The organism is Flavobacterium sp. C4GT6, assembly GCF_036347315.1.
Taxonomy (GTDB): Bacteria; Bacteroidota; Bacteroidia; order Flavobacteriales; family Flavobacteriaceae; genus Flavobacterium.
In genome coordinates this window covers 60,371-81,086 of sequence record NZ_JAZGZU010000017.1, presented here as the reverse complement: position 1 = coordinate 81,086, position 20,716 = coordinate 60,371, and the positions used below count along the sequence as shown (strand labels likewise).

General features: G+C 39.9%; 18 protein-coding genes. 10 read left to right on the top strand and 8 right to left on the bottom strand.

Annotation, left to right across the window (positions count from 1 at the left end; all coding sequences use genetic code 11):
• Nucleotides 1-134: 134 nt before the first annotated feature.
• From V3Z67_RS16215 to V3Z67_RS16205, 3 genes are read right to left on the bottom strand one after another with little or no spacing between them, the layout of a single operon-like run.
• Nucleotides 135-1,223 carry an efflux RND transporter periplasmic adaptor subunit gene (locus tag V3Z67_RS16215; protein ID WP_330444311.1) on the bottom strand — a complete coding sequence of 363 codons (1,089 nt, stop codon included), beginning with the start codon at nucleotides 1,221-1,223 and terminating at the stop codon, nucleotides 135-137.
• 1 nt (nucleotide 1,224) lies between these two features.
• Nucleotides 1,225-4,458: an efflux RND transporter permease subunit gene (locus tag V3Z67_RS16210; RefSeq protein ID WP_330444310.1), complete on the bottom strand. Its 3,234-nt coding sequence runs from the start codon at nucleotides 4,456-4,458 to the stop codon at nucleotides 1,225-1,227.
• 12 nt (nucleotides 4,459-4,470) lie between these two features.
• Entirely contained in the window at nucleotides 4,471-5,826 is a 1,356-nt protein-coding gene (locus V3Z67_RS16205; protein WP_330444309.1) for a TolC family protein, read from the bottom strand.
• 192 nt (nucleotides 5,827-6,018) lie between these two features.
• Between V3Z67_RS16205 and V3Z67_RS16200 the strand changes: the two genes are divergently transcribed.
• Nucleotides 6,019-7,047, top strand: coding sequence for a sensor histidine kinase (locus V3Z67_RS16200; RefSeq protein ID WP_330444308.1), 1,029 nt, complete (start codon nucleotides 6,019-6,021; stop codon nucleotides 7,045-7,047).
• Nucleotides 7,044-7,748: a LytR/AlgR family response regulator transcription factor gene (locus V3Z67_RS16195; RefSeq protein ID WP_330444307.1), complete on the top strand. Its 705-nt coding sequence runs from the start codon at nucleotides 7,044-7,046 to the stop codon at nucleotides 7,746-7,748. The genes V3Z67_RS16200 and V3Z67_RS16195 overlap by 4 nt, the downstream gene beginning before the upstream one ends.
• Nucleotides 7,749-7,831: 83 nt before the next feature.
• Here V3Z67_RS16195 and V3Z67_RS16190 read toward each other — a convergent pair whose 3' ends face one another.
• The 5 genes from V3Z67_RS16190 to V3Z67_RS16170 form a co-directional block, all read right to left on the bottom strand.
• A complete protein-coding gene (locus V3Z67_RS16190) occupies nucleotides 7,832-8,017 on the bottom strand; it encodes a hypothetical protein (protein WP_330444306.1) in 186 nt (61 codons plus the stop codon).
• A gap of 26 nt (nucleotides 8,018-8,043) precedes the next feature.
• Nucleotides 8,044-10,554, bottom strand: a complete 2,511-nt coding sequence (locus V3Z67_RS16185) for a heavy metal translocating P-type ATPase (RefSeq protein WP_330444305.1) — start codon at nucleotides 10,552-10,554, stop codon at nucleotides 8,044-8,046.
• A gap of 142 nt (nucleotides 10,555-10,696) precedes the next feature.
• The gene (locus tag V3Z67_RS16180) at nucleotides 10,697-10,897 is read right to left on the bottom strand and encodes a hypothetical protein (protein WP_330444304.1); all 201 of its coding nucleotides are present in this window, start codon (nucleotides 10,895-10,897) and stop codon (nucleotides 10,697-10,699) included.
• 87 nt (nucleotides 10,898-10,984) lie between these two features.
• Nucleotides 10,985-11,119 (bottom strand): hypothetical protein, encoded by a 135-nt coding sequence (locus V3Z67_RS16175; RefSeq protein ID WP_330444303.1) that lies wholly within the window; start codon nucleotides 11,117-11,119, stop codon nucleotides 10,985-10,987.
• 144 nt (nucleotides 11,120-11,263) lie between these two features.
• Nucleotides 11,264-11,938, bottom strand: a complete 675-nt coding sequence (locus V3Z67_RS16170; protein ID WP_330444316.1) for a Crp/Fnr family transcriptional regulator — start codon at nucleotides 11,936-11,938, stop codon at nucleotides 11,264-11,266.
• Nucleotides 11,939-12,042: 104 nt separating this feature from the next.
• Here V3Z67_RS16170 and V3Z67_RS16165 point away from each other — a divergent pair, with 104 nt between their 5' ends.
• From V3Z67_RS16165 to V3Z67_RS16130, 8 genes are all read left to right on the top strand, one after another.
• Nucleotides 12,043-14,424: a heavy metal translocating P-type ATPase gene (locus V3Z67_RS16165; protein ID WP_330444302.1), complete on the top strand. Its 2,382-nt coding sequence runs from the start codon at nucleotides 12,043-12,045 to the stop codon at nucleotides 14,422-14,424.
• An 83-nt stretch (nucleotides 14,425-14,507) separates the two neighbouring features.
• On the top strand, nucleotides 14,508-14,684 hold the full coding sequence (gene ccoS, locus V3Z67_RS16160; RefSeq protein ID WP_084596082.1) for a cbb3-type cytochrome oxidase assembly protein CcoS: 177 nt from the start codon (nucleotides 14,508-14,510) through the stop codon (nucleotides 14,682-14,684).
• 1 nt (nucleotide 14,685) lies between these two features.
• Nucleotides 14,686-16,887 (top strand): cytochrome-c oxidase, cbb3-type subunit I, encoded by a 2,202-nt coding sequence (gene ccoN / locus V3Z67_RS16155; protein ID WP_330444301.1) that lies wholly within the window; start codon nucleotides 14,686-14,688, stop codon nucleotides 16,885-16,887.
• 6 nt (nucleotides 16,888-16,893) lie between these two features.
• Nucleotides 16,894-17,079, top strand: coding sequence for a cytochrome c oxidase subunit IV (locus V3Z67_RS16150; protein ID WP_035135600.1), 186 nt, complete (start codon nucleotides 16,894-16,896; stop codon nucleotides 17,077-17,079).
• 20 nt (nucleotides 17,080-17,099) lie between these two features.
• Nucleotides 17,100-18,056, top strand: a complete 957-nt coding sequence (locus V3Z67_RS16145) for a cbb3-type cytochrome c oxidase N-terminal domain-containing protein (RefSeq protein WP_330444300.1) — start codon at nucleotides 17,100-17,102, stop codon at nucleotides 18,054-18,056.
• A 12-nt stretch (nucleotides 18,057-18,068) separates the two neighbouring features.
• Complete coding sequence (gene ccoG / locus V3Z67_RS16140) at nucleotides 18,069-19,487, top strand: cytochrome c oxidase accessory protein CcoG (protein ID WP_330444299.1); 1,419 nt, start codon at nucleotides 18,069-18,071, stop codon at nucleotides 19,485-19,487.
• A 12-nt stretch (nucleotides 19,488-19,499) separates the two neighbouring features.
• Nucleotides 19,500-19,949, top strand: a complete 450-nt coding sequence (locus V3Z67_RS16135; RefSeq protein WP_330444298.1) for a FixH family protein — start codon at nucleotides 19,500-19,502, stop codon at nucleotides 19,947-19,949.
• A gap of 24 nt (nucleotides 19,950-19,973) precedes the next feature.
• Complete coding sequence (locus V3Z67_RS16130) at nucleotides 19,974-20,675, top strand: sulfite exporter TauE/SafE family protein (protein ID WP_330444297.1); 702 nt, start codon at nucleotides 19,974-19,976, stop codon at nucleotides 20,673-20,675.
• The last annotated feature ends 41 nt before the right edge of the window (nucleotides 20,676-20,716 follow it).

Genomic DNA, 20,716 nt, shown 5'->3' with positions numbered 1-20,716 from the left:
TAGTATCAACACAGTTTCCTCTTCTTTTTAACAAGAAGCGAAAAAAAATACGTTTTAGTAACAAAATGGATAATAATTATACATAAAAAAAGGGAGCCGAAGCTCCCTTACCAAATCAACCAACCTGCCTCAAATTAATTTAAGGCTGAACCTTCTCTTATTTCTTCACTGGCAAGTTTAACCAGCTTGTCATTTTCTTTTAAGCTATCGCTGTAAATCTCTACCTTATCTCCTTCGGTTCTTCCTTTTTTCACAGCAACTCTGTGGGCTTTTCCGTTAACCGATTGCACCACAAAAGTGCCTTCGCTGTAGGTTACTACTGCAGATTTTGAAACCACAAACGTACTGTCTGCAGATTTTAATGGTAGGGTCACCTCAGCAACCATTCCGGGCATTAATAAAGTATTGTTCTCAATATCCATTTCTACTCTTTCAGATCGTAGTCTAGAATCTAATGCGCCCGACATCCTTGCAATTTTTGCTTTAAATGTTTGGTTAGGTAGTGACCTTACTATAAAGCTTATACTGTCACCATGTTTAAGGTAAGCCGCATACGTTTCGGGCACTGCTACCGAAAGGCGAAGTTTTTTATCATCCTGAACGGTTAGCAACGGTAATTCCGATCCTTTACCTGCAGGCCCTACATAAGCGCCGGTATTAATATTACGGGCTGTTACCACTCCGTCAAACGGGGCTCTTATCCGTAAATAGCTCTGCATTATCTGTACTTCTTTGTATGCAGCTTTTGCCGCCTGAAGTTTAGCATAATCAGAATTTTTACGCGACAATGCCACCTCAAGGTCATTTTTAGAAATAGTACCTTCTACCTTACTGGTTTCCAAAAAGCGGTTATAAGTGCTATTACTGGCCGTATATACTGCCTCCTGACTGTGTAATTGCGATTCGGCAGCAGCGAGTTGCGAACTTATCTCGGGCGCTTCAAGCTCAATAAGAAGCTGACCTTTTTTCACTTTGCTACCTATGTCTACCTTTAGGTCTTTTACATAACTGCTCACTTTAGCATACAGGTCTACATATTGAAAACCTGTCATTTCTGCCGGGATGGAAACACTTGAAGAAAGTATTTCTTTTTGCAGATTAAATGTTTCTAAAACAGGAGCCTTGCTTTCTGTAACGACTTCCTTATCTGTTTTTCCGCAGCCTGTCATCAATAAGAGCAAACCCGGTAATAGTATGGTGTTTTTAACTGAATATCTTTTCATATTATCTTTCTGATGGTGATACATAAAACTTACTTTCTTCATCCTCCGGATCCAGTGATACCGACTGGGTACTTGCTTTGCCCTGTGCCCAGGCAAATATTAACGGAAGAATTACGAGTACTGTAAAGGTTGAGAACATTAGTCCGCCAATTACGGCTCTACCCAACGGAGAAACCTGCTCACCGCTTTCCCCGTGTCCTATAGCCATTGGTAACATACCGGCTATCATAGCCACACTAGTCATAATAATAGGCCTTAAACGTATGGATGCTGCCTCTCTTGCTGCCTGGAGTGCATTGCCGTTGACCAAGCGGAGCTGTTCGGCATTAGTTACCAGGAGTACCGCATTAGCAATAGATACACCAACCGACATAATTATACCCATATACGACTGTAAGTTAAGCGTAGATCCTGTTGCTAATAGCAGTAATAATGCTCCCAGTACTACCGCAGGTACCGTAGTAAGCACAACAAGCGAAACTTTAAACGACTGGAAATTTGCCGCAAGCATAAGGAAGATAACTACAATAGCTACCAGTAATCCTACCCTAAGGCTATCCATAGTTTCACTTAGTACTTTACTAAGCCCTATCGGTTCTATAAAGAGTCCTCTTGGTAATTCGCCAAGAGAAGCGATAATCTTATTTACTTCGGTTGAGGCCGTACCCAGGTCGGTATGGTCTATATTGGCAGTGATAGATATGTAAGGCATAGCCCCAACGTTATCATTCTCACCATGTGTTTCACTTTCGGTTATGGTAGCCACATCACTAAGTACAGGTCTTGCCGAATTTCGTAATACCGGAATTTCAGATATATCCTGTTTTGTGTTCATTTTATCTAAAGGCACCTGTACCTGTACACTATATGCCAGTCCGGCTTTTTCGTCAATCCAGGTGTTCTTTTCGGTGTAACGCGACGAGGATGTAGATGCGATAAGCGAACGCGAAATATCGTTCATATCAACCCCAAGCTGTGCCGCCTTAACCCTGTCTATATTAATATCCAGTGCCGGATAGTGAATGGACTGTGCTATTTGCACATCCCTAAAATATTCCACATCACGCATTTTTGCCATTATCTTTTCGGCATATTCTTCATTACGTTTCTTGTCTTTACCTGCCAGTCGTATCTCTATTGGTGTAGGCGATCCCTGGCTCAATACTTTATCAGTAAGTTCAATCGGCTCAAAAGACACTCTCATATCGGGCACAGCCTTTTTGATTCTCGCCCTAAGTTCATCTTTAAAGTCATCCATATCGGCATGGTAATCTTTAAGCGATACCTGTAGTACTGCCTCATGCGGACCAGCCATAAAAAGATAGATAGGGTTTACCGAGAATAACGAAGGGTGTGTACCTACATACATAGAGGAGATCCCTATATGCTCCTGCCCTACCATATTTTCCACTTCGTGGAGTACGGTAATAGCTTTCTCTTCGGTACGTTCCAAACGGGTACCATCGGGAGCACGAAGCCTTAACTGAAACTGGGTTGAGTTTACCTTAGGAAATACATCCTGACCTATTACACACAGTATCATAACCGCTATAGCCGATACCCCAAGAAGGTAACCGATACCAATAGCCTTCCTTTTTGGCATAAGCCTGTCAATAAGCCTCATAAAGCCCATCCTGAATTTTTCAAAATGGCTTATTTTTCCGTTATCGTCATAATCTTCACGTTCAGAGTAAGCCTGCTTCTCAGCAGCGGCTTCTTGCTCATTATGTGAATGAGCATGATCGTGTTTTGCATGTCCGCCTTCTTTCATTAACCAGTTAGCCATAACAGGTACAAAGGTTTGTGATAAAAGGAACGATGTTATCATAGAGAACCCAATTGCCAGTGCTAACGGTAAGAATAAAGCTCCCGGTATACCCATCATGGTAAATGCCGGAGCAAATACCGATAGTATACAAAGTAATATTAACAGCTTAGGGAGTGCTATTTCCTTACAGGCATCCCAAATAGCGAGAGCCTTGGGTTTGCCCATATCGAGGTGCTGGTGAATATTCTCAATGGTTACAGTACTCTCATCCACCAGTATACCTATGGCAAGTGCCAGTCCGCTCAGGGACATAAGGTTAATGGTTTGCCCAAATAGTTTCAGGAAGAAAACACCCGATATGATTGATATTGGTATTGTAAGGATTACAATAAGTGCTGCACGCCTGTCACCAAGAAACAGGATAACCATAAGCCCTGTAAGTACTGCCCCTATAATCCCTTCGGTAATAAGGCTCTTAACCGAGTTGATAACATATACCGACTGGTCAAACTCATAACTTACCTTCACATCTTCCGGTAGGGTACTTTGTATTTTAGGCAGTGCCTTTTTAAGGTTTTTAACCACCTCCCATGTAGAAGCATCTCCGGCTTTTGCAATATTTATGTAAACCGATCTTTTGCCGTTTACCAGTGCATAACCGGTGGTAACATCGGCACCGTCTTTTACGGTAGCCACATCACCAAGGTACAGGTTTTGAACACCTCCTTTAAACAGGGGGATTTTTTCAAAATCCTTTATATTCTTTATGGTATTATTTGTTGGGGTCAAATAATTTATATCCCCCACCCTTACATTACCCGGAGGTGCTGTTTGGTTGTTTAGCCTTATAGCCTCTACAACCTGATCTGGCGTTAGGTTATGTGCCCTAAGCTGTGCAGGGTCTACATTAATCTCGATAGTCCTTGGGCTACCCCCAAAAGGTGCCGGAGACAATAATCCCGGAATTGAGGTAAACGACGAACGCACATATACGTTTGCCAAATCCTGAAGTTCGTTATTACTGCGTTCCTTACTGCTCAATACCAACTGCCCGATAGGGAGCGTAGACGAGTCAAAACGGATAACAAACGGTGGCTGTGACCCCGGTGGGAAAATAGCCTGTATCCTGTTTGCCAGTGCACTTAATTCGGCTGCGGCCTGTGCCATATTAGTATCTTCATAATAGCTTACTTTCATTAGGGTAAGCCCCTGAAGATTTTTGGTTTCAATGGACTTTACACCATTGGCAAACAACATTATATTGATATAGTTTTTTGCAAAGTAAGATTCCATCTGGTCGGGCGTGTAACCTGCAAACGGGTGTGCCAGGTAAAGTACCGGCATGTTCATTTTTGGCAGGATATCCACCTTAACCGTTCTCACTGCCCCAATACCGAAAAAAAACAATCCGGCAACGAGCACGAGTATGGATATAGGTTTGCGAAGTGCAAATCGGATTAAATTCATTATCTGATGCTGTTAGAATTCGTTAATAAAAAGATTGAAGTCGCCTGTTGCGGCTGCTTTCATCAGCAGTGCCTGCCATACATTGGTATAAATCACGTCTCTGTCGGTCTCTGCCCTGTTCAGGGTATACAATGCCTGTGTTACATCAACAAGATTAGTAAGTCCGTTGTTGTAAAGAGCCGTACGTTGATTGTATGCCTGCTGTGCGGCATTTACCTGTTGCGGAGCCTCATCATAATTTTGTAGGGCATAATCTATGCGTGTATTGGCAGCATCAATCAGGGTTTTAAGCTCATTGCTTATGGCATTGTATTCTTGCTGTAGTCCCTGTGCTATGAGCTTTTGGGCAGCCACTTTTTTAGAAGAACGGGCTATAGTGGTGAGGTTCCACGTAACTCCTACCCCCAGTAGGTAATTACTCCTAACAGGGTCTATACCGTCAAAATAATTTTTGGTATAGGAGTTTTGATTTGTGGCATAGTCAGCATTAAAGCCCGAACCTCGTGACTGAAAAACACCAAACAATGAAAAAGTAGGATAGTACTCTTTTTTATATAAACTAAGCTGGCTTTTGCTTACCTCAATCCTGCTCCTGTAAAACTCCAGTATAGGGTTAAGGCTGTCGTTTTGCACCTCGGCAATTAAAAGTCCGCCCGGTACTTTGGTCACAAAAGTGGTATCGATATCAAAATCTCTTGCTTCGACACCCATGTAGTTTGCCAGCTCATTATTTTGAATTTTTAGCTGTTGCTTAATTTGGTTTAAGGCAATTTTTGCTCTCGAAACCTCGGCTGCCGCAAGGGTTGAATCTACTCCCGGCAACAGTCCGTTCTTAACTCGTACCGCTGCATTATGGTGAACCACCTCAGCACGTTCAAGATTTTTTTGCTGCGAAATCATAAGCCTGTGGCTTGCCAACAGGTTTAAATAAGCCGCTGCGATTTTTACCTTATGGTTAAATTTTTCCTGTTCATAATCTTTCTGGTAACGTGTGGCATCGGCTTTGGCAATTTTAATGCGTTGCTTAGCTCTCCCGAAGGTAAAAAAGTCCCAGTTGACATTTACAAGATACAGCGCACCAAAAGCAGCATTCCAGTTTTGTTCGGCAAGCGGAAGCCCTGACGAGGCTACCCCCAGTCCGCCAAAACCATATAACGGACCATTTTGACCGTTAACGGTACCATAGTCCTGCTGTGCTGCTAAAGTTAAATTAGGCAGGTAATCCCGTTTGGCCTGCTTTACCGTTTGCTGTGCAGCATCGCTATAGTTTTGTTTGGCATGAATAACGCCGTAGTTAGACATTCCTGTCTCTATTGCATCTTTAAGTGTGAGGGTTTGCGAATTCCCCCAAACGGAATAAAAAAGCAATAGCAAGATAATTTTCCTGAAGTACATTTAAAATAATAGTTAGTAAGGATTATTAAAAAGAAATTGATTAATGCAGCACAAATGTATAATGGGCAATTGAGCATTTGCCGTTTTAAATGACGAATTGAATTCGTCATGCGTTTAAGTGTATATTAAAGTATAAGTGCTTACTTTGCAGTAAAATGTAGATTAATGAGCAAGTATATAAAAAGCATTTTGGAGAAAAAATGGTGGCAGGAACTGTTTATCCTCACTTTCTCCTTTGTTCTTTTTACCCTTAACGACTGGATATTAATTAAGTCATGGCGCGGTGTATGGTCGGGTTGTGCTTATTTCCTCTTGTTATATTCGCACGCACAGCTAAACAGGTTTTTCCTGCTCCCTATACTTTTAAAAAAGCATAAGCCTTTACTGTACATCGTTTCCAGTTTGGCATTGCTTTCGGTATTCTCATTATTTTTATATGAGGTTGCCACATCGTGGATCTATAAAAACTGTTTCCTGTATAAAACTTCCGAACAGAAAAGCTACATCTTTCAGGCAGCAACACTGGTAGCAACTCTTATTTGTATACTATCGGTTACACTTATACTTAAGTTTTACCGCGACAGTAAAAAACTGGACAACGAGAAACTACTTTACAACAGGGCTCAGCTTAACTCCCTTAAGGAACAGCTTAACCCTCACTTTCTTTTCAATACGTTTAATACTCTTTATGGTATAAGCCTGCAATACCCTGAACGTACTCCCGAACTTATTATGCACGTTTCACAGTTAATGCGCTATCAGTTGGAAAGCCATGAAACGCAGTGTGTACCACTGGAAGACGAAATCAACTTTGTAAGCAGTTATGTGGAACTGGAAAAAGAACGATTGGGTTACCGTTGCAACATTACACTTAACACATCTATAGATCTTGAGAACACATACAAGATTCCGCCAATGCTTCTTATCTGTTTTATAGAGAATGCCTTTAAGCACGGAACCTGTACAGCCGAAAACTGTTTTGTGGATATTGATATAAATGTAAATAACGACAGGCTTGAGTTTATGGTTAAAAACTCTATTCCTACAAAGAAAAAGAATATTGTTTCTACCAAAATAGGTCTTAAAAAGACCAAAGAGCGCCTTAAACTATTTTATGGTAACGACCACAAACTGACTATTGAGGAAAACGGCACCTATACCGCTAATCTAAAAGTTAAACTGAAAAGACTATGACAAAGGCCGTAAGATGTATAATTGTAGACGACGAGCCTGCTGCACATTATGTGCTTAGCAATTATATAAAACAAAACCCATCACTGGAACTGGTTTTTGAAACCTATAACGGCGAAGACACTTTGGAATATTTAAAGGAAAACGATGCCGATTTGATGTTTCTGGATATTGATATGCCCGATATTACCGGACTGGAACTATTGCAAAAACTACAGCATCCGCCAAAAACCATACTTACTACCGCATATAGTGAATTTGCGCTGGAGAGTTATGAGTATGGCGTTTTGGATTACCTGCTTAAACCGGTTTATTATCCACGTTTTGTAAAGGCTATAAACCGATTTTTTGAAAACGGAGAACGACAGGAAAAACAATCTACCGAAGTTTTACCCGACAATATTAGCGTTAAGGTAGACAGTGACAATATTGACATTCCTATTGATACTATACTGTATACCCAAAGCTATGGTAACTATGTAAAAATAGTAACCTCTAAACGAAACTATATAGCTACCATAACCACTGCCGATCTTGAAAAAAACCTGCCGTCTGAACTTTTTATGAGGGCCCATAAATCATACATCATCGCCATTAATAAGGTAGACGAAGTGAATAAGGATTATGTAGTTATTAAACGTACACCAATCCCTATTGGGATAACTTATAAGCGTGAAATAACCGACAGGCTTAAAAACGAATAGATACTATTCGTTTTTAATAAGTAAAGGCTATACTCCCACCTAAGCCCATATCGCTGTCATAGTGTGCAGAAAGCGATCAGAATTTACTTAGTATATACCCGACTGTTCCTGTAACATAGTATGAGAATAGTACCGTTAATGGCAATAGCCTTTAACGCTTTACCTGTATAGTTTACTAAGGTATTGGTTACATATAAATCATATTCCGTTACCTTTTGTGCATTTGCCAGTAACCCGATAAACAACAGGAACGGTAAAAACAATTTCATAGCTGTTTGTTTTGTTTTCCTAATGATTAATCTAGTTTCAGGTTTTTGATTCGTAAGGAATTCACAATCACCGATACCGAACTCAGACTCATAGCCAGTGCCGCTACCATAGGCGAAAGTAATATCCCGAATAGCGGATACAGCACCCCAGCCGCAAGCGGAATACCCAGTGCGTTATATACAAAGGCAAAAAACAGGTTCTGTTTTATATTTCGCATTACACCTTCGCTAAGCTGTCTTGCCTTCACAATACCGTGTAGATCACCTTTTACAAGGGTAATCTGGGCACTTTCTATAGCTACATCGGTTCCGGTCCCCATAGCGATACCCACATCGGCTTTAGCCAGTGCAGGAGCATCGTTAATACCATCACCTGCCATAGCGACAACCTTGCCCTGTTCCTGTAACTTTTTAATCTCATTAAGCTTGTCTTCAGGCAGGCACTCGGCCATAAAGTGTTTTAATCCTAATTCATCGGCTACAGCCTTTGCGGTGTTTTTATTGTCGCCCGTAAGCATTACCACATCAATACCCTGCTTCATTAAATCTGCAATGGCTTTTTTACTGGTTTGTTTAATGGCGTCAGTAATGGTAACAAAACCTTCTACTTTACCATCAATGCTTATGTAAGACACCGTTTTTCCCTGCTCCTGCTCACCTATTACCTGCTGTACTACCTCATCACTAACAGTTACATTTATTTGTTCCAATAGCTTTTTGTTTCCTATAGCAATACTTTTATTATAAATAGTACCTGTTACACCCTTACCGGAAACAGCTTCAAAATCTTTAACCGGACTTAACTGTGCTCCCAGCTTATCGGCATAATTTACCATAGCCTGTGCCAACGGGTGTTCACTCTGCTGGTTTAGCGAAGCGATAATACCCGAAAGATGCTTTTCATTAATAGCACCAACAGTCACTACTTTTTGTACCGATGGTTTACCTTCGGTAATCGTACCGGTCTTATCGGTTATCAGTACGTTTACCTTAGCCATGTTTTCAAGTGCTTCGGCATTTTTAATTAGTACTCCGTTATGTGCTCCTTTACCCACACCAACCATAACCGACATAGGTGTGGCAAGCCCCAAGGCACACGGACACGCAATAATAAGTACTGCAACTGCATTAGCAAATGCAAATACATAAGCCTGTTGTGCTCCAAATATCGCCCATACTATAAAGGTTATTATGGCAACACCTATTACGATAGGCACAAAATATCCTGAGATGGTATCGGCCAGTTTTTGTATTGGTGCACGCGAACGACTGGCATCGTTAACCATGTGTATAATTTGTGAAAGCAGGGTATCTTTCCCTACCTTTTCGGCAGTCATTAAAAATGATTTTGAACCGTTTATAGTACCCGAGCTTACTTTGTCTCCCTCGTTTTTACTTACGGGTATAGGCTCTCCTGTAATCATAGATTCGTCTACACTACTACCGCCTTCCTTAACTACACCATCTACAGGGATTTTCTCTCCGGGTTTTACCCTTAAAACATCTCCCTCTTTTATATCGTTTATATCAATTACTTTCTCTTTACCACCAATCACTATCGTAGCTTCTGTTGGTGAAAGTTTCAGTAGTTCCTTAATAGCTGTATTGGTATGACTGTGTGCCCTAGCTTCCAGTAACTGACCCAGTAACACTAATGTCAGGATAACAGTTACAGCCTCAAAATAAAGGTAAACACCGCCTCCGTGCCCCTTAAACTCATCGGGAAAAAGCGACGGAAATAACAAACCAAGCACACTAAAAATAAATGCTGCAGCGGCTCCCACACCAATAAGGCTGAACATATTTAGCTTCCATGTTTTAAAAGAAACCCACGCCCTATCAAAAAACATCCATGCTGCATAGAAAACTACCGGAAGCGACAATGCAAACTGAATCCAGTTTGAAACCGTGTGCGACACATATTTTGAGATAGGGTTCCCCGGAATCATTTCACCCATAGCAATTACAAATACCGGAATGGTAAAAACAAGTGCTATTTTAAACTTTTTCACCAGCATTTTATAGGTTTCATCTTCCTCCTCAACAGGTTCTAAGGGAACCAAGTCCATACCGCAGATAGGACATGCCCCCGGTTCATCCTTTATTACCTCAGGGTGCATGGGACATGTATACTGCTTTTTCTTTGGGGTAAGATCGGGGGCTCTTTCAAGATTCATTCCGCAGTCAGGACAACTCCCGGGTTTGTCATACGTTTTGTCGCCTTCGCAAAACATAGGGCAATAGTATTTTCCACCTTCAACCTTATGTGAATGATTGTGATTGTGGTGGTTTTTATGTTCGTGATGATGATGATTTTCGTTTTCCTTTGGCTGCTCTGAGCTTATTGCATAATTACCTACCTGTGATAGCCTATCCTGAAGTTTTTCTAAAGGGATATGTTCTTCCATAGTAACCTTGGCAACCGGAGGATTAAGTGACACCTTTGCTTCTATCCCCTCTATTTCATTTAAGGTTTTCTCTACTTTGCCACGGCAGCCGTTACAGCTCATACCCTGTATGCTATATATATGTTTCATAATCTGTTATAATAAAAAATGACACCTAAAGTATTGATATAAAGGTACCACTTATCAGGATAACAGCTTTTATGGAATTTTTGGTTTATCCTTTAAAATTTACTCAAAAAAAAGCGCTTTACTATGTAAAGCGCCTATTCGTTTAGTTACGTGATGGAGTATACATTTTAGCACTCTTATCTCCGTTAAGTTTTTTTGCCTGTCCGGGTGGTAATGTTTTCTTTTTTGACGAAACACTAGTTGACTTAGTTGATGTTGTTACGGTAGTAGTGGTTCTACAGCTTGTAAAAGCTACCGCAAAAACCAGCAATAAAGCTCCCTTAGTTAATTTGTTTAGTTTCATATTTTAGTTATAGTGGTTATTTTATCGGCTAAATGTACTACAAAAAGCAAATTTAACAATAGCCTGCTATTTGGTTTTGCTTTTAATTTACAGTTGTTCCTCTTTAACTCCTTTATCCTTTGCAGATAAAATAATATCATTACCACTACCGTCTGTTTGTACAATTACCTGTGCTAAACCATTAAACAATTTACGGTGCCATGCTTTAGCCGGAGTAACCACCTGTATTACTACCAGATTTACCTTTTTATCGTTTATAGTATTTTGTCATATTAACAACTTATATACTCTTTTTGCAAAAAAAACAAAACCCTACAGTTTCTTGTAGGGTTTTCTAATTTATTAATAAAGGCATTTAAACTCTGTTTACATGCTTCTTAGTTTTTTCAAATCTTTTAGAGTTATCTTTTTACCCGAAAGTTCAATTAGTCCGTTTTTGTTAAATTCAGATAACAACCTAATACAGCTTTCTGTTGCTGTACCTACCATTCCGGCAATTTCCTCACGGGATAATTTTATCCTGAGGCTCTTGTCTTCATTTGTACCAAAAGTTTCGTGAAGTTCCAGCAGTGTTTCAGCGAGTCTTTGTCTAACCGATTTCTGAGCCATATTAACCAAATGATCATCGGCTTCTTTTAAATCTCCGCAAATGGATTTCATCACATTCATGGAAAATTGGTTGTTTTCATTAAAAAAGCCAAGTATCTCGCTTTTTGGTACAAAACAAACCTCCATATCCTCAAGCGCCACAGCACTAAGATTTACAGGTTCGTCACTAATCATGGAACGCTGTCCCAGCAGCTCGCCTTTTGCTACCAGTTTTAAAATTTGCTCGTTACCGTTTTCGCTAAGTTTTGAAAGTTTACAAACGCCATCCTTAATACAAAAAATACCGTTAACATTTTCACCTTCAGTAAAAATAGGCTCGCCTTTTTTAATAATATAAGACGTTTTACAGTTGGCCATTTTGAGTAGCTCTTCCTTATTCAGCGCTTTAAGTGAGCTGAATTCCCTTACAATACACTGGTCACATTTACTCATAGGGCAATTATTGATTAGTTGTACAAATGTACTCATTGTATGACAAATATCATATTTTATTTTTTGGCTGTGTCTCAACTTTGTATCAGGTAAATGAGCAGATTATGGACACGCAAAATTGTTTTCATTGCGGGTTAGGCTATACAGATAAAGACGAGATTGTTTTTGACGACAAGTCTTTTTGCTGTAATGGCTGTAAAACCGTATATGAGATTTTTACCCTTAACGGGCTTACAGATTATTATTCTTTTGAAAAAACACCGGGTGCCACCCCAACCGAAATTAACGGGAAGTACGATTTTCTGGAAAATCAGGAAATCGCATACCGCCTGTTAGAGTTTCATGAACAGGACACCCATATTGTTTCACTTTATATACCCCATATTCATTGCAGCTCCTGTATATGGATACTGGAAAACCTCAACAGGCTTAATATTGGTATAAGCAGCTCGCAGGTAAACTTCCATAATAAAAAGGTGCGTATTGTTTTTAATCCGGAAAAAACTACTCTTAAAGAGATTGTTCACCTGTTATGTAATATAGGCTACGAACCTTACATAAGTCTGGACAATTATGAAACCCGCAAAAAAAAGGTAAACCGCGAACTTATCTATAAACTTGGAGTAGCCTTTTTTTGTTTTGGTAATGTGATGCTGTTATCCTTCCCTGAGTATTTTGAGATGGAAGAATACTGGCTGGACAATTACAAAGGCTTTTTCCGCTGGTTGATTTTCGGACTTTCCCTTCCGTCATTCCTTTATGCGGCAAGCGGATATTATATATCAGCTTGGAAAAGCATCAAAACCGGAATGCTCAACATAGATGTACCTATTGCTCTAGGTATAATAGTTATGTTTATAAGGAGTACCGTAGATATTATTTTCGGTTATGGGCAGGGCTTTTTTGACAGTCTTACAGGACTTGTATTCTTTATGCTTCTAGGGCGTTTGTTCCAGCAAAAAACCTACAATTTCCTTTCTTTCGAAAGGGATTTTAAATCCTATTTCCCCATCGCAGTTACCAAAATATTACCCGACAGAAGTGAAACATCTGTATCGGTTTATGATGTGACTGCCGGAGACAGACTGCTTATACGTAATCAGGAACTTATCCCTGTAGACGGTATACTTATTAGTAATGACACAGCGATAGACTACAGCTTTGTAACCGGGGAAGCCGACCCGATAAATAAAAAATCGGGCGATAAGCTTTTTGCCGGAGGAAGGCAGATAGGTAAAATAATAGAAATGGAAGTACTCAGCTCGGTATCACAAAGCTATCTTACACAGCTTTGGAGTAATGATATATTTACTAAAAAAGACAGGCAGGACTATAAAACCATAACCGATACCATAAGCAGGTATTTTACTCCTGCCCTACTTATTATTGCCGGTCTGTCTTTTGCTTACTGGGCATTTATAGATCTTAACACAGCCTTTAATGTATTTACCGCAGTGCTTATTGTAGCCTGTCCCTGTGCACTGGCATTAAGTGCTCCTTTTACATTGGGTAATATACTCCGCATTATGGGGCGTAAAAAACTATACCTTAAAAATGCTACTGTGGTAGAACAGATGGCTAAAGTAGAAACTATAGTTTTTGATAAAACAGGTACAATAACCACCAATAAGAAATCAGATATAATATATGAGGGAACTCCGTTTACCGATGATGAACTCCTGCTTATCAAAAATGTACTAAGAGGATCTAACCATCCGTTAAGCCGAAGGTTATATGACTTCCTCCCAACTACAGATACATTACTTACTGATGATTTTACCGAAACCATAGGTAAGGGTATTAAAGGGATAATAAACGGAAAGCAAATCAAAATCGGTTCGGCTCATTTTATAGGTCTTACCAAACAGCTTACCCTGCAAACGGCAGTATATATAAGTATTGACGGTGAGTTTAAAGGGAAATATGTTTTTGCCAACAGTTACCGCAATGGTGTTAAAGCCCTGTTTGAAAACCTTAGTAATAATTACGAACTAAAAATACTATCGGGAGATAACGAAGGGGAGCGCGAAATACTCAAACAGCTTTTACCTCCGGGTACCCGATGCATTTTTAACCAGAAGCCCGAACAGAAACTGGCTTTTATAGAAAACCTGCAAAAGGAAGGCAAAAACGTAATGATGATAGGCGATGGTTTAAACGATGCCGGGGCTTTGGCACAAAGTAATGTGGGTATATCGATATCTGAAGATATTAATGTGTTCTCCCCTGCCTGCGACGGTATACTGGATGCTACCAAATTTGAAAGTATTGCCTACTTCCTCAAACTATCTAAAAAGGCTATTAAAACCATCAAAATGAGTTTTGCTATTTCCCTAACCTATAATGCCTTTGGGCTTACAGCTGCCATAAGCGGAAAACTATCTCCGTTAACCGCTGCTATTGTTATGCCGCTAAGTACCATAACCATAATAAGTTTTGTGACTATTATGAGTAATTATTATGCTAAAAAAGAATCAAAAATTTAATGCAAAAAAATGTGCGGGCATGACAAATATCATGTTTTTTCCTGCTGCCCCACAGTAGTTTTGTTAACACAAATTAATTAGGTATGAGTGTCATTTATTTACTAATCTCCATCAGTATCGTTGTGGCAATACTATTCTGTTTTGCCTTTATAAAGGCCGTAAAAAGCGGCCAGTATGACGATGACTACACCCCGTCTGTAAGAATGCTTTTTGACGACGAACTAAAGAAAAAAGAAAACAATCACAATAACACAAATTAATATGGAAGTGCAGCAATTTTATTATGACAATAAAATAGTTAAAAAATTCCTCTATGCCACAATAGTATTTGGTGTGGTAGGGATGCTTGTGGGCTTGCTAATAGCCTCTATGTACATGTTTCCGGGATTAACCGAAGGTATTTCGTGGCTTAGCTACGGTAGGTTAAGACCCTTACACACCAATGCGGTAATTTTTGCCTTTGTGGGTAACGCCACGTTTGCCGGGATTTACTACTCTATGCAAAGACTGCTAAAAGCCCGCATGTTTAGCGATTTTTTAAGTAATGTAAACTTTTGGGGCTGGCAGCTTATTATTGTGGCTGCAGCCATATCACTTCCTTTAGGATACACCACTTCAAAAGAATATGCCGAACTGGAATGGCCTATAGATATTGCAATTGCTATTGTTTGGGTTGTTTTTGGTATCAACATGATAGGTACCATTTTAAAGAGAAGGGAACGCCACCTGTATGTAGCTATTTGGTTTTACATCGCAACATTTATAACAGTTGCTGTTCTGCATATCTTTAACAGCCTTGAACTTCCGGTAAACGGAATGAAAAGTTACTCGGTTTATGCCGGTGTACAGGATGCTCTTGTACAATGGTGGTATGGTCACAATGCCGTGGCATTTTTCCTTACAACACCATTCCTTGGGTTAATGTATTACTATCTTCCTAAGGCAGCAAACAGGCCGGTATACTCATATAGGTTATCTATTATTCACTTCTGGTCGTTAATCTTTATATATATATGGGCAGGACCTCACCACCTGTTATACTCTGCCCTGCCAGACTGGGCTCAAAACCTGGGTGTGGTATTCTCTGTAATGCTTATCGCTCCGTCATGGGGAGGTATGATTAACGGACTGCTAACCTTAAGAGGGGCTTGGGATAAAGTACGTACAGATCCAGTTTTAAAATTCTTCGTAGTTGCCGTTACCGGATATGGTATGGCTACGTTTGAAGGACCAATGCTTTCGCTTAAAAATGTAAATGCTATTGCTCACTTTACCGACTGGATTGTGGCTCACGTACACGTAGGTGCACTGGCATGGAACGGTTTCCTAACCTTTGGTATGATTTACTGGTTAATACCAAGAATGACAAAAACATCACTATACTCTGTTAAGTTGGCCAACTTCCATTTCTGGATAGGTACACTAGGTATTATATTATATGCATTACCTATGTATGTTGCCGGATTCACTCAGGCATCTATGTGGAAACAATTTAACCCCGACGGTACTCTTAAATACGGGAACTTCCTTGAAACTGTAAAAGAGATTATGCCAATGTATTGGATGAGAGCCATTGGTGGTACACTATTCGTAATAGGTTTACTGGTACTGGTATACAACATTATAATGACGGTTCGTAAGGGACAGACTGTTGAAGATGAACTTGCCGAAGCTCCTGCCCTTGAAAGAATAACAGGTAAAAGAATGAAAGGTGAGAAATTCCACCCTTGGTTGGAAAGAAAACCTATACAACTTACCATATTGGCTACTATTGCCATACTAATAGGTGGTATTATACAAATAGTACCTACCATAATGGTAAAATCAAACATACCTACCATCTCTACAGTTAAGCCCTATACTCCGCTGGAGCTTGAAGGTCGTGACCTGTACATAAGGGAAGGTTGCGTGAACTGTCACTCACAAATGATACGTCCGTTCAGATCGGAGGTTGAACGCTACGGGGAGTACTCCAAATCAGGTGAATATGTGTACGATCACCCATTCCTCTGGGGTTCTAAACGTACCGGACCAGACCTGATGCGTATAGGTGGAAAATACAGTGACAACTGGCACTTTAATCACATGTGGGATCCTCAAAGTACATCGGCAGGTTCTATAATGCCGTCTTACAAATGGCTTTTTGACAACAAGAAAATGGACCGAAGCGAAATTGAGAAAAAAATGCAGGTAATGGTAAAACTTGGGGTACCATATACCGATGAGGATATTGCCAATGCGCAAGAGGCTATGGACAAACAGGCTGCAAAAATTGAAGAAAGCCTGCATGTTGACCCTGATTTTGTAAAAAGTTATGAAGCCAGCAAAAAGGCTGCACAGGCAAACGGCGAAGAATTTATCCCTATGAAAGACAGGGAAATCACAGCACTTATTGCTTACCTGCAACGCCTGGGTACCGATATTAAAATTAAACCGGCCGCTACTGCCGATAACTCAAAATAATAAGCCATGCTAAAGTTTATAAAACACAATATGGATACTATCTCAGGGATTGAGGTGTACCCTATCATATCGCTGCTTATTTTCTTCATCTTTTTTGTATCACTATATACCTGGGTATATACCTACAAAAAAGATAAGATAAACGAAATGAGTAACCTACCGTTTTCAGATAACGATAACGACAACCAATAGTTGAACATAAACTTATAACTATGAAAAAATTTATACCGGTATACGTTAGGGTTCCTGTAATTTTTGCCCTCGTTTTCATGGCACTGGAGTACTTTATAGATTCGGGAGACAGGCCTGCATTCCTTAAATATCCTGAGGTATCCATCTTCCTCTTTATCTTTTTGTTCCTTCAAATAGCCATTGAAATTACCATAAGCGCTATCGACAGGGTTACCTACAGTATCCTTACCGAAGAACAAAAGAAAAAACTGGCCGAAGCCGATGCTTTAGACTTTACAGACTCTAAACTATACAAAAAAATAAAAAGCTGGTTTGTAAAAGTTAAGCCTATTGAGGAAGAAGGAGAAATACTGCTTCATCATGATTATGATGGTATTAAAGAATTAGACAATGTACTTCCGCCTTGGTGGATAAACCTTTTCTATGTGACTATAATATTCGGTTTGGTTTATCTGGTAAAATACCACATAATGGATGGACCCGACCAGAAAAAAGAGTTTGAGATTGAAATGGAAGAAGCTCGCCTCGCTGTGGAAGAATACAAAAAAACGGCTAAAGATCTTATTGATGCCAATAGTGTTACACTACTTACAGATGAGGGTGACCTTGCCGCAGGTAAAAAGATTTTTGAAACCAACTGTGTAGCCTGTCACAGGGCAGATGGTGGTGGTGCAATTGGTCCAAACCTTACTGATGAGTACTGGATTTTAGGTGGCGGAATTAAAAATGTATTCCACACCATTACAGAAGGTGGCCGTGACGGTAAAGGTATGGTGGCATGGAAAGGTACACTTAAACCATCAGAAATTCAGCTGGTAGCAAGTTATGTATTGTCGTTACAGGGTACAAATCCTGTAGATCCTAAAGCTCCAGACGGAGAAATATGGAAAGACGAAACCAAAACCGATGGCGACGAGCCAACAGAAGAAGCTAAACAGGAAACAACAGAAGAAACACCTGAAGTAGCGTCAAACTAAAGCTAAAATACCATGAGCAATATACAGGAAGAAGAGTTTAGGGACAGAATAGGAACCATAGATCAGGAAGGTAAGCGATCATGGGTATACCCAAAAAAACCTTCGGGTAAACTATACAGGTACCGCAAATTAGTTAGTTATTTTTTGCTCCTCTTCCTGTTTGCTGCTCCGTTTGTAAAAATAAATGGGAACCAGTTTTTAATGTTCAACGTGCTGGAACGCAGGTTCAACATATTTGGTTTCCCTTTCTGGCCACAGGATTTTCATCTGTTTGTTATCTCAATGATAATAGGGGTAATATTCGTAGCGCTGTTTACGGTAGCTTTTGGACGTATTTTCTGCGGATGGATCTGTCCGCAAACCATATTCATGGAAATGGTTTTCCGTCGTATTGAGTACTGGATTGAAGGTGACAGGAATGCCCAGATAAAACTGGAAAAGCAAAAATGGAACGCCGAAAAAATCAGAAAAAAAAGCCTTAAATGGTTTGTATTCTTTATAATATCATTTTTGATTGCCAATGTATTCCTTGCCTACCTTACAGGTAGTGACAAGCTTATACAAATGATTACCGAAGGACCGGGACAGCATGTAAGCATCTTAATTGCCTTACTGATATTTACCGGAGTATTCTACTTCATTTATATATGGTTCAGAGAACAGGTGTGCATCATCGCCTGCCCTTACGGAAGGTTACAGGGGGTGCTGCTGGACGACAAATCTATTATTGTTGCTTACGACCATAAAAGAGGCGAAGGCGAAAACGGACGCGGTAAAATTGTTAAGAATGAAAACAGGGCTATAGCAGGCAAAGGAGATTGTATTGACTGTAAACTGTGTGTACATGTTTGCCCTACCGGTATTGACATAAGAAACGGAACCCAACTGGAATGCATTAACTGTACTGCATGTATTGACGAGTGTAATACAGTAATGAACAGGGTTGGTTTTGAAGAAGGACTTATACGTTATGCCAGTGAAGATGAGATTACCAAAAAAGAAAAATTTGTTTTCACCGCCAGAATGAAAGGATACACTGCCGTACTGTTTATACTAATGGGCATATTTACCGGAATGATGTTTTTAAGAAACGATGTTGAGGCAACTGTATTACGCCTGCCGGGACAACTGTATGAGCATAAAGGTGAAAACATAAGTAATGTATTTACCTATAAAATTATAAACAAAACCACAAAAGACTTTAATGATGTACACTTTAAGCTAAAATCGCCTAAAGGAGAAATAAAAGTGGTGGGAGCTTCTCATTTTACTGTACCTAAAGCCGGTACTGCACAGGGAACCCTGTTTGTGGAAATAAACGAAGCGCTTTTAAAAAGCGACAAAACTAAAATACGCCTTGAGGTTTATGATGGCGACAGGCTTATAGAAACCGAGTCGACCAACTTTTTAGGTCCAAGGACATTTAATTAAAAACTAATGATTATGAAAATTAACTGGGGAACGGGAATCGTAATCGCATTTGCTCTTTTTATGAGCTTTATACTGTTTTTTGTATTCAGGGTACAATCAGACAGGAAATATGACAACGAACTGGTTGTGGAAGATTACTACAAACAGGAAAGAATATTGCAGGATCAGTTAAACAGGCAGGAAAATGCCGTGAGCCTGCAACATCAGTTAAAAATAAACAGTACCGAAGCCGGCGTGGAAATAGAATTCCCTGCCGAATTTGAGGCTGCCAAAATAAAAGGAAAAGTGTTCCTGTACAGGCCGTCTAACCAAAAGCTGGATATTGAAAAACCAATATCAATATCTGCTTCTAATCTGCTCATACCTAAAAGTGATTTGGTTGGCGGCCGCTGGAACATTACTGTAGACTGGGAATATGAAGGTAAAGGTTACCTCAACAAAAAAGAGGTCACAGTGTACTAATTAATAACACTAAAAAATAAGAGTATGTTATATTCAGCTCTTTTATTAGGATTAATATCAAGCCTGCACTGCATGGGCATGTGTGGGCCAATAGCCATGATGCTGCCGGTAGACCGAACCAACGAAACTAAAAAAACGATACAAATACTTTTGTATCATGCCGGAAGGCTAACGGCCTATGGCTCACTGGGGTTAGTTTTCGGACTCCTGGGCAGAGGGCTTTACCTCGCCGGGATGCAGCAAAACATGGCCATAGCATCGGGAATCATCATGATAACCATAATTGCCATACCGGAAAAAAAGTTTGCCAAATACAACTTTTCAAAACCGGTATACAAAATAATAAGTAGTGTAAAAAGTAGCCTTGGAGCCCAGTTTAGAAAAAAAACCAATAAAGCGATATTTGTAACCGGGCTCCTTAATGGCTTTTTACCTTGTGCACTGGTATATGCGGCCCTGTTTGGAGCCATAGCTATGCAAAATGCATTATTGGGAGCTTTATTTATGATACTTTATGGACTGGGTACCATCCCCATGATGAGTGCTGTAGTATATGTAAGTACTATGCTTACCTCTCCTTTTAGAAATAAGATAAATAAACTTATCCCCTATGCAGTTGCCATTATTGGTATATTTTTTATTGTAAGGGGACTTGGGCTTGGTATACCATATATCTCACCGGGTAATACCAGCCTATATGTACAGGAAATACCTCATTGCAGGTAATTTAAAAATGATAGTTCGACAAATCGAAAAAGCCTCTTAAT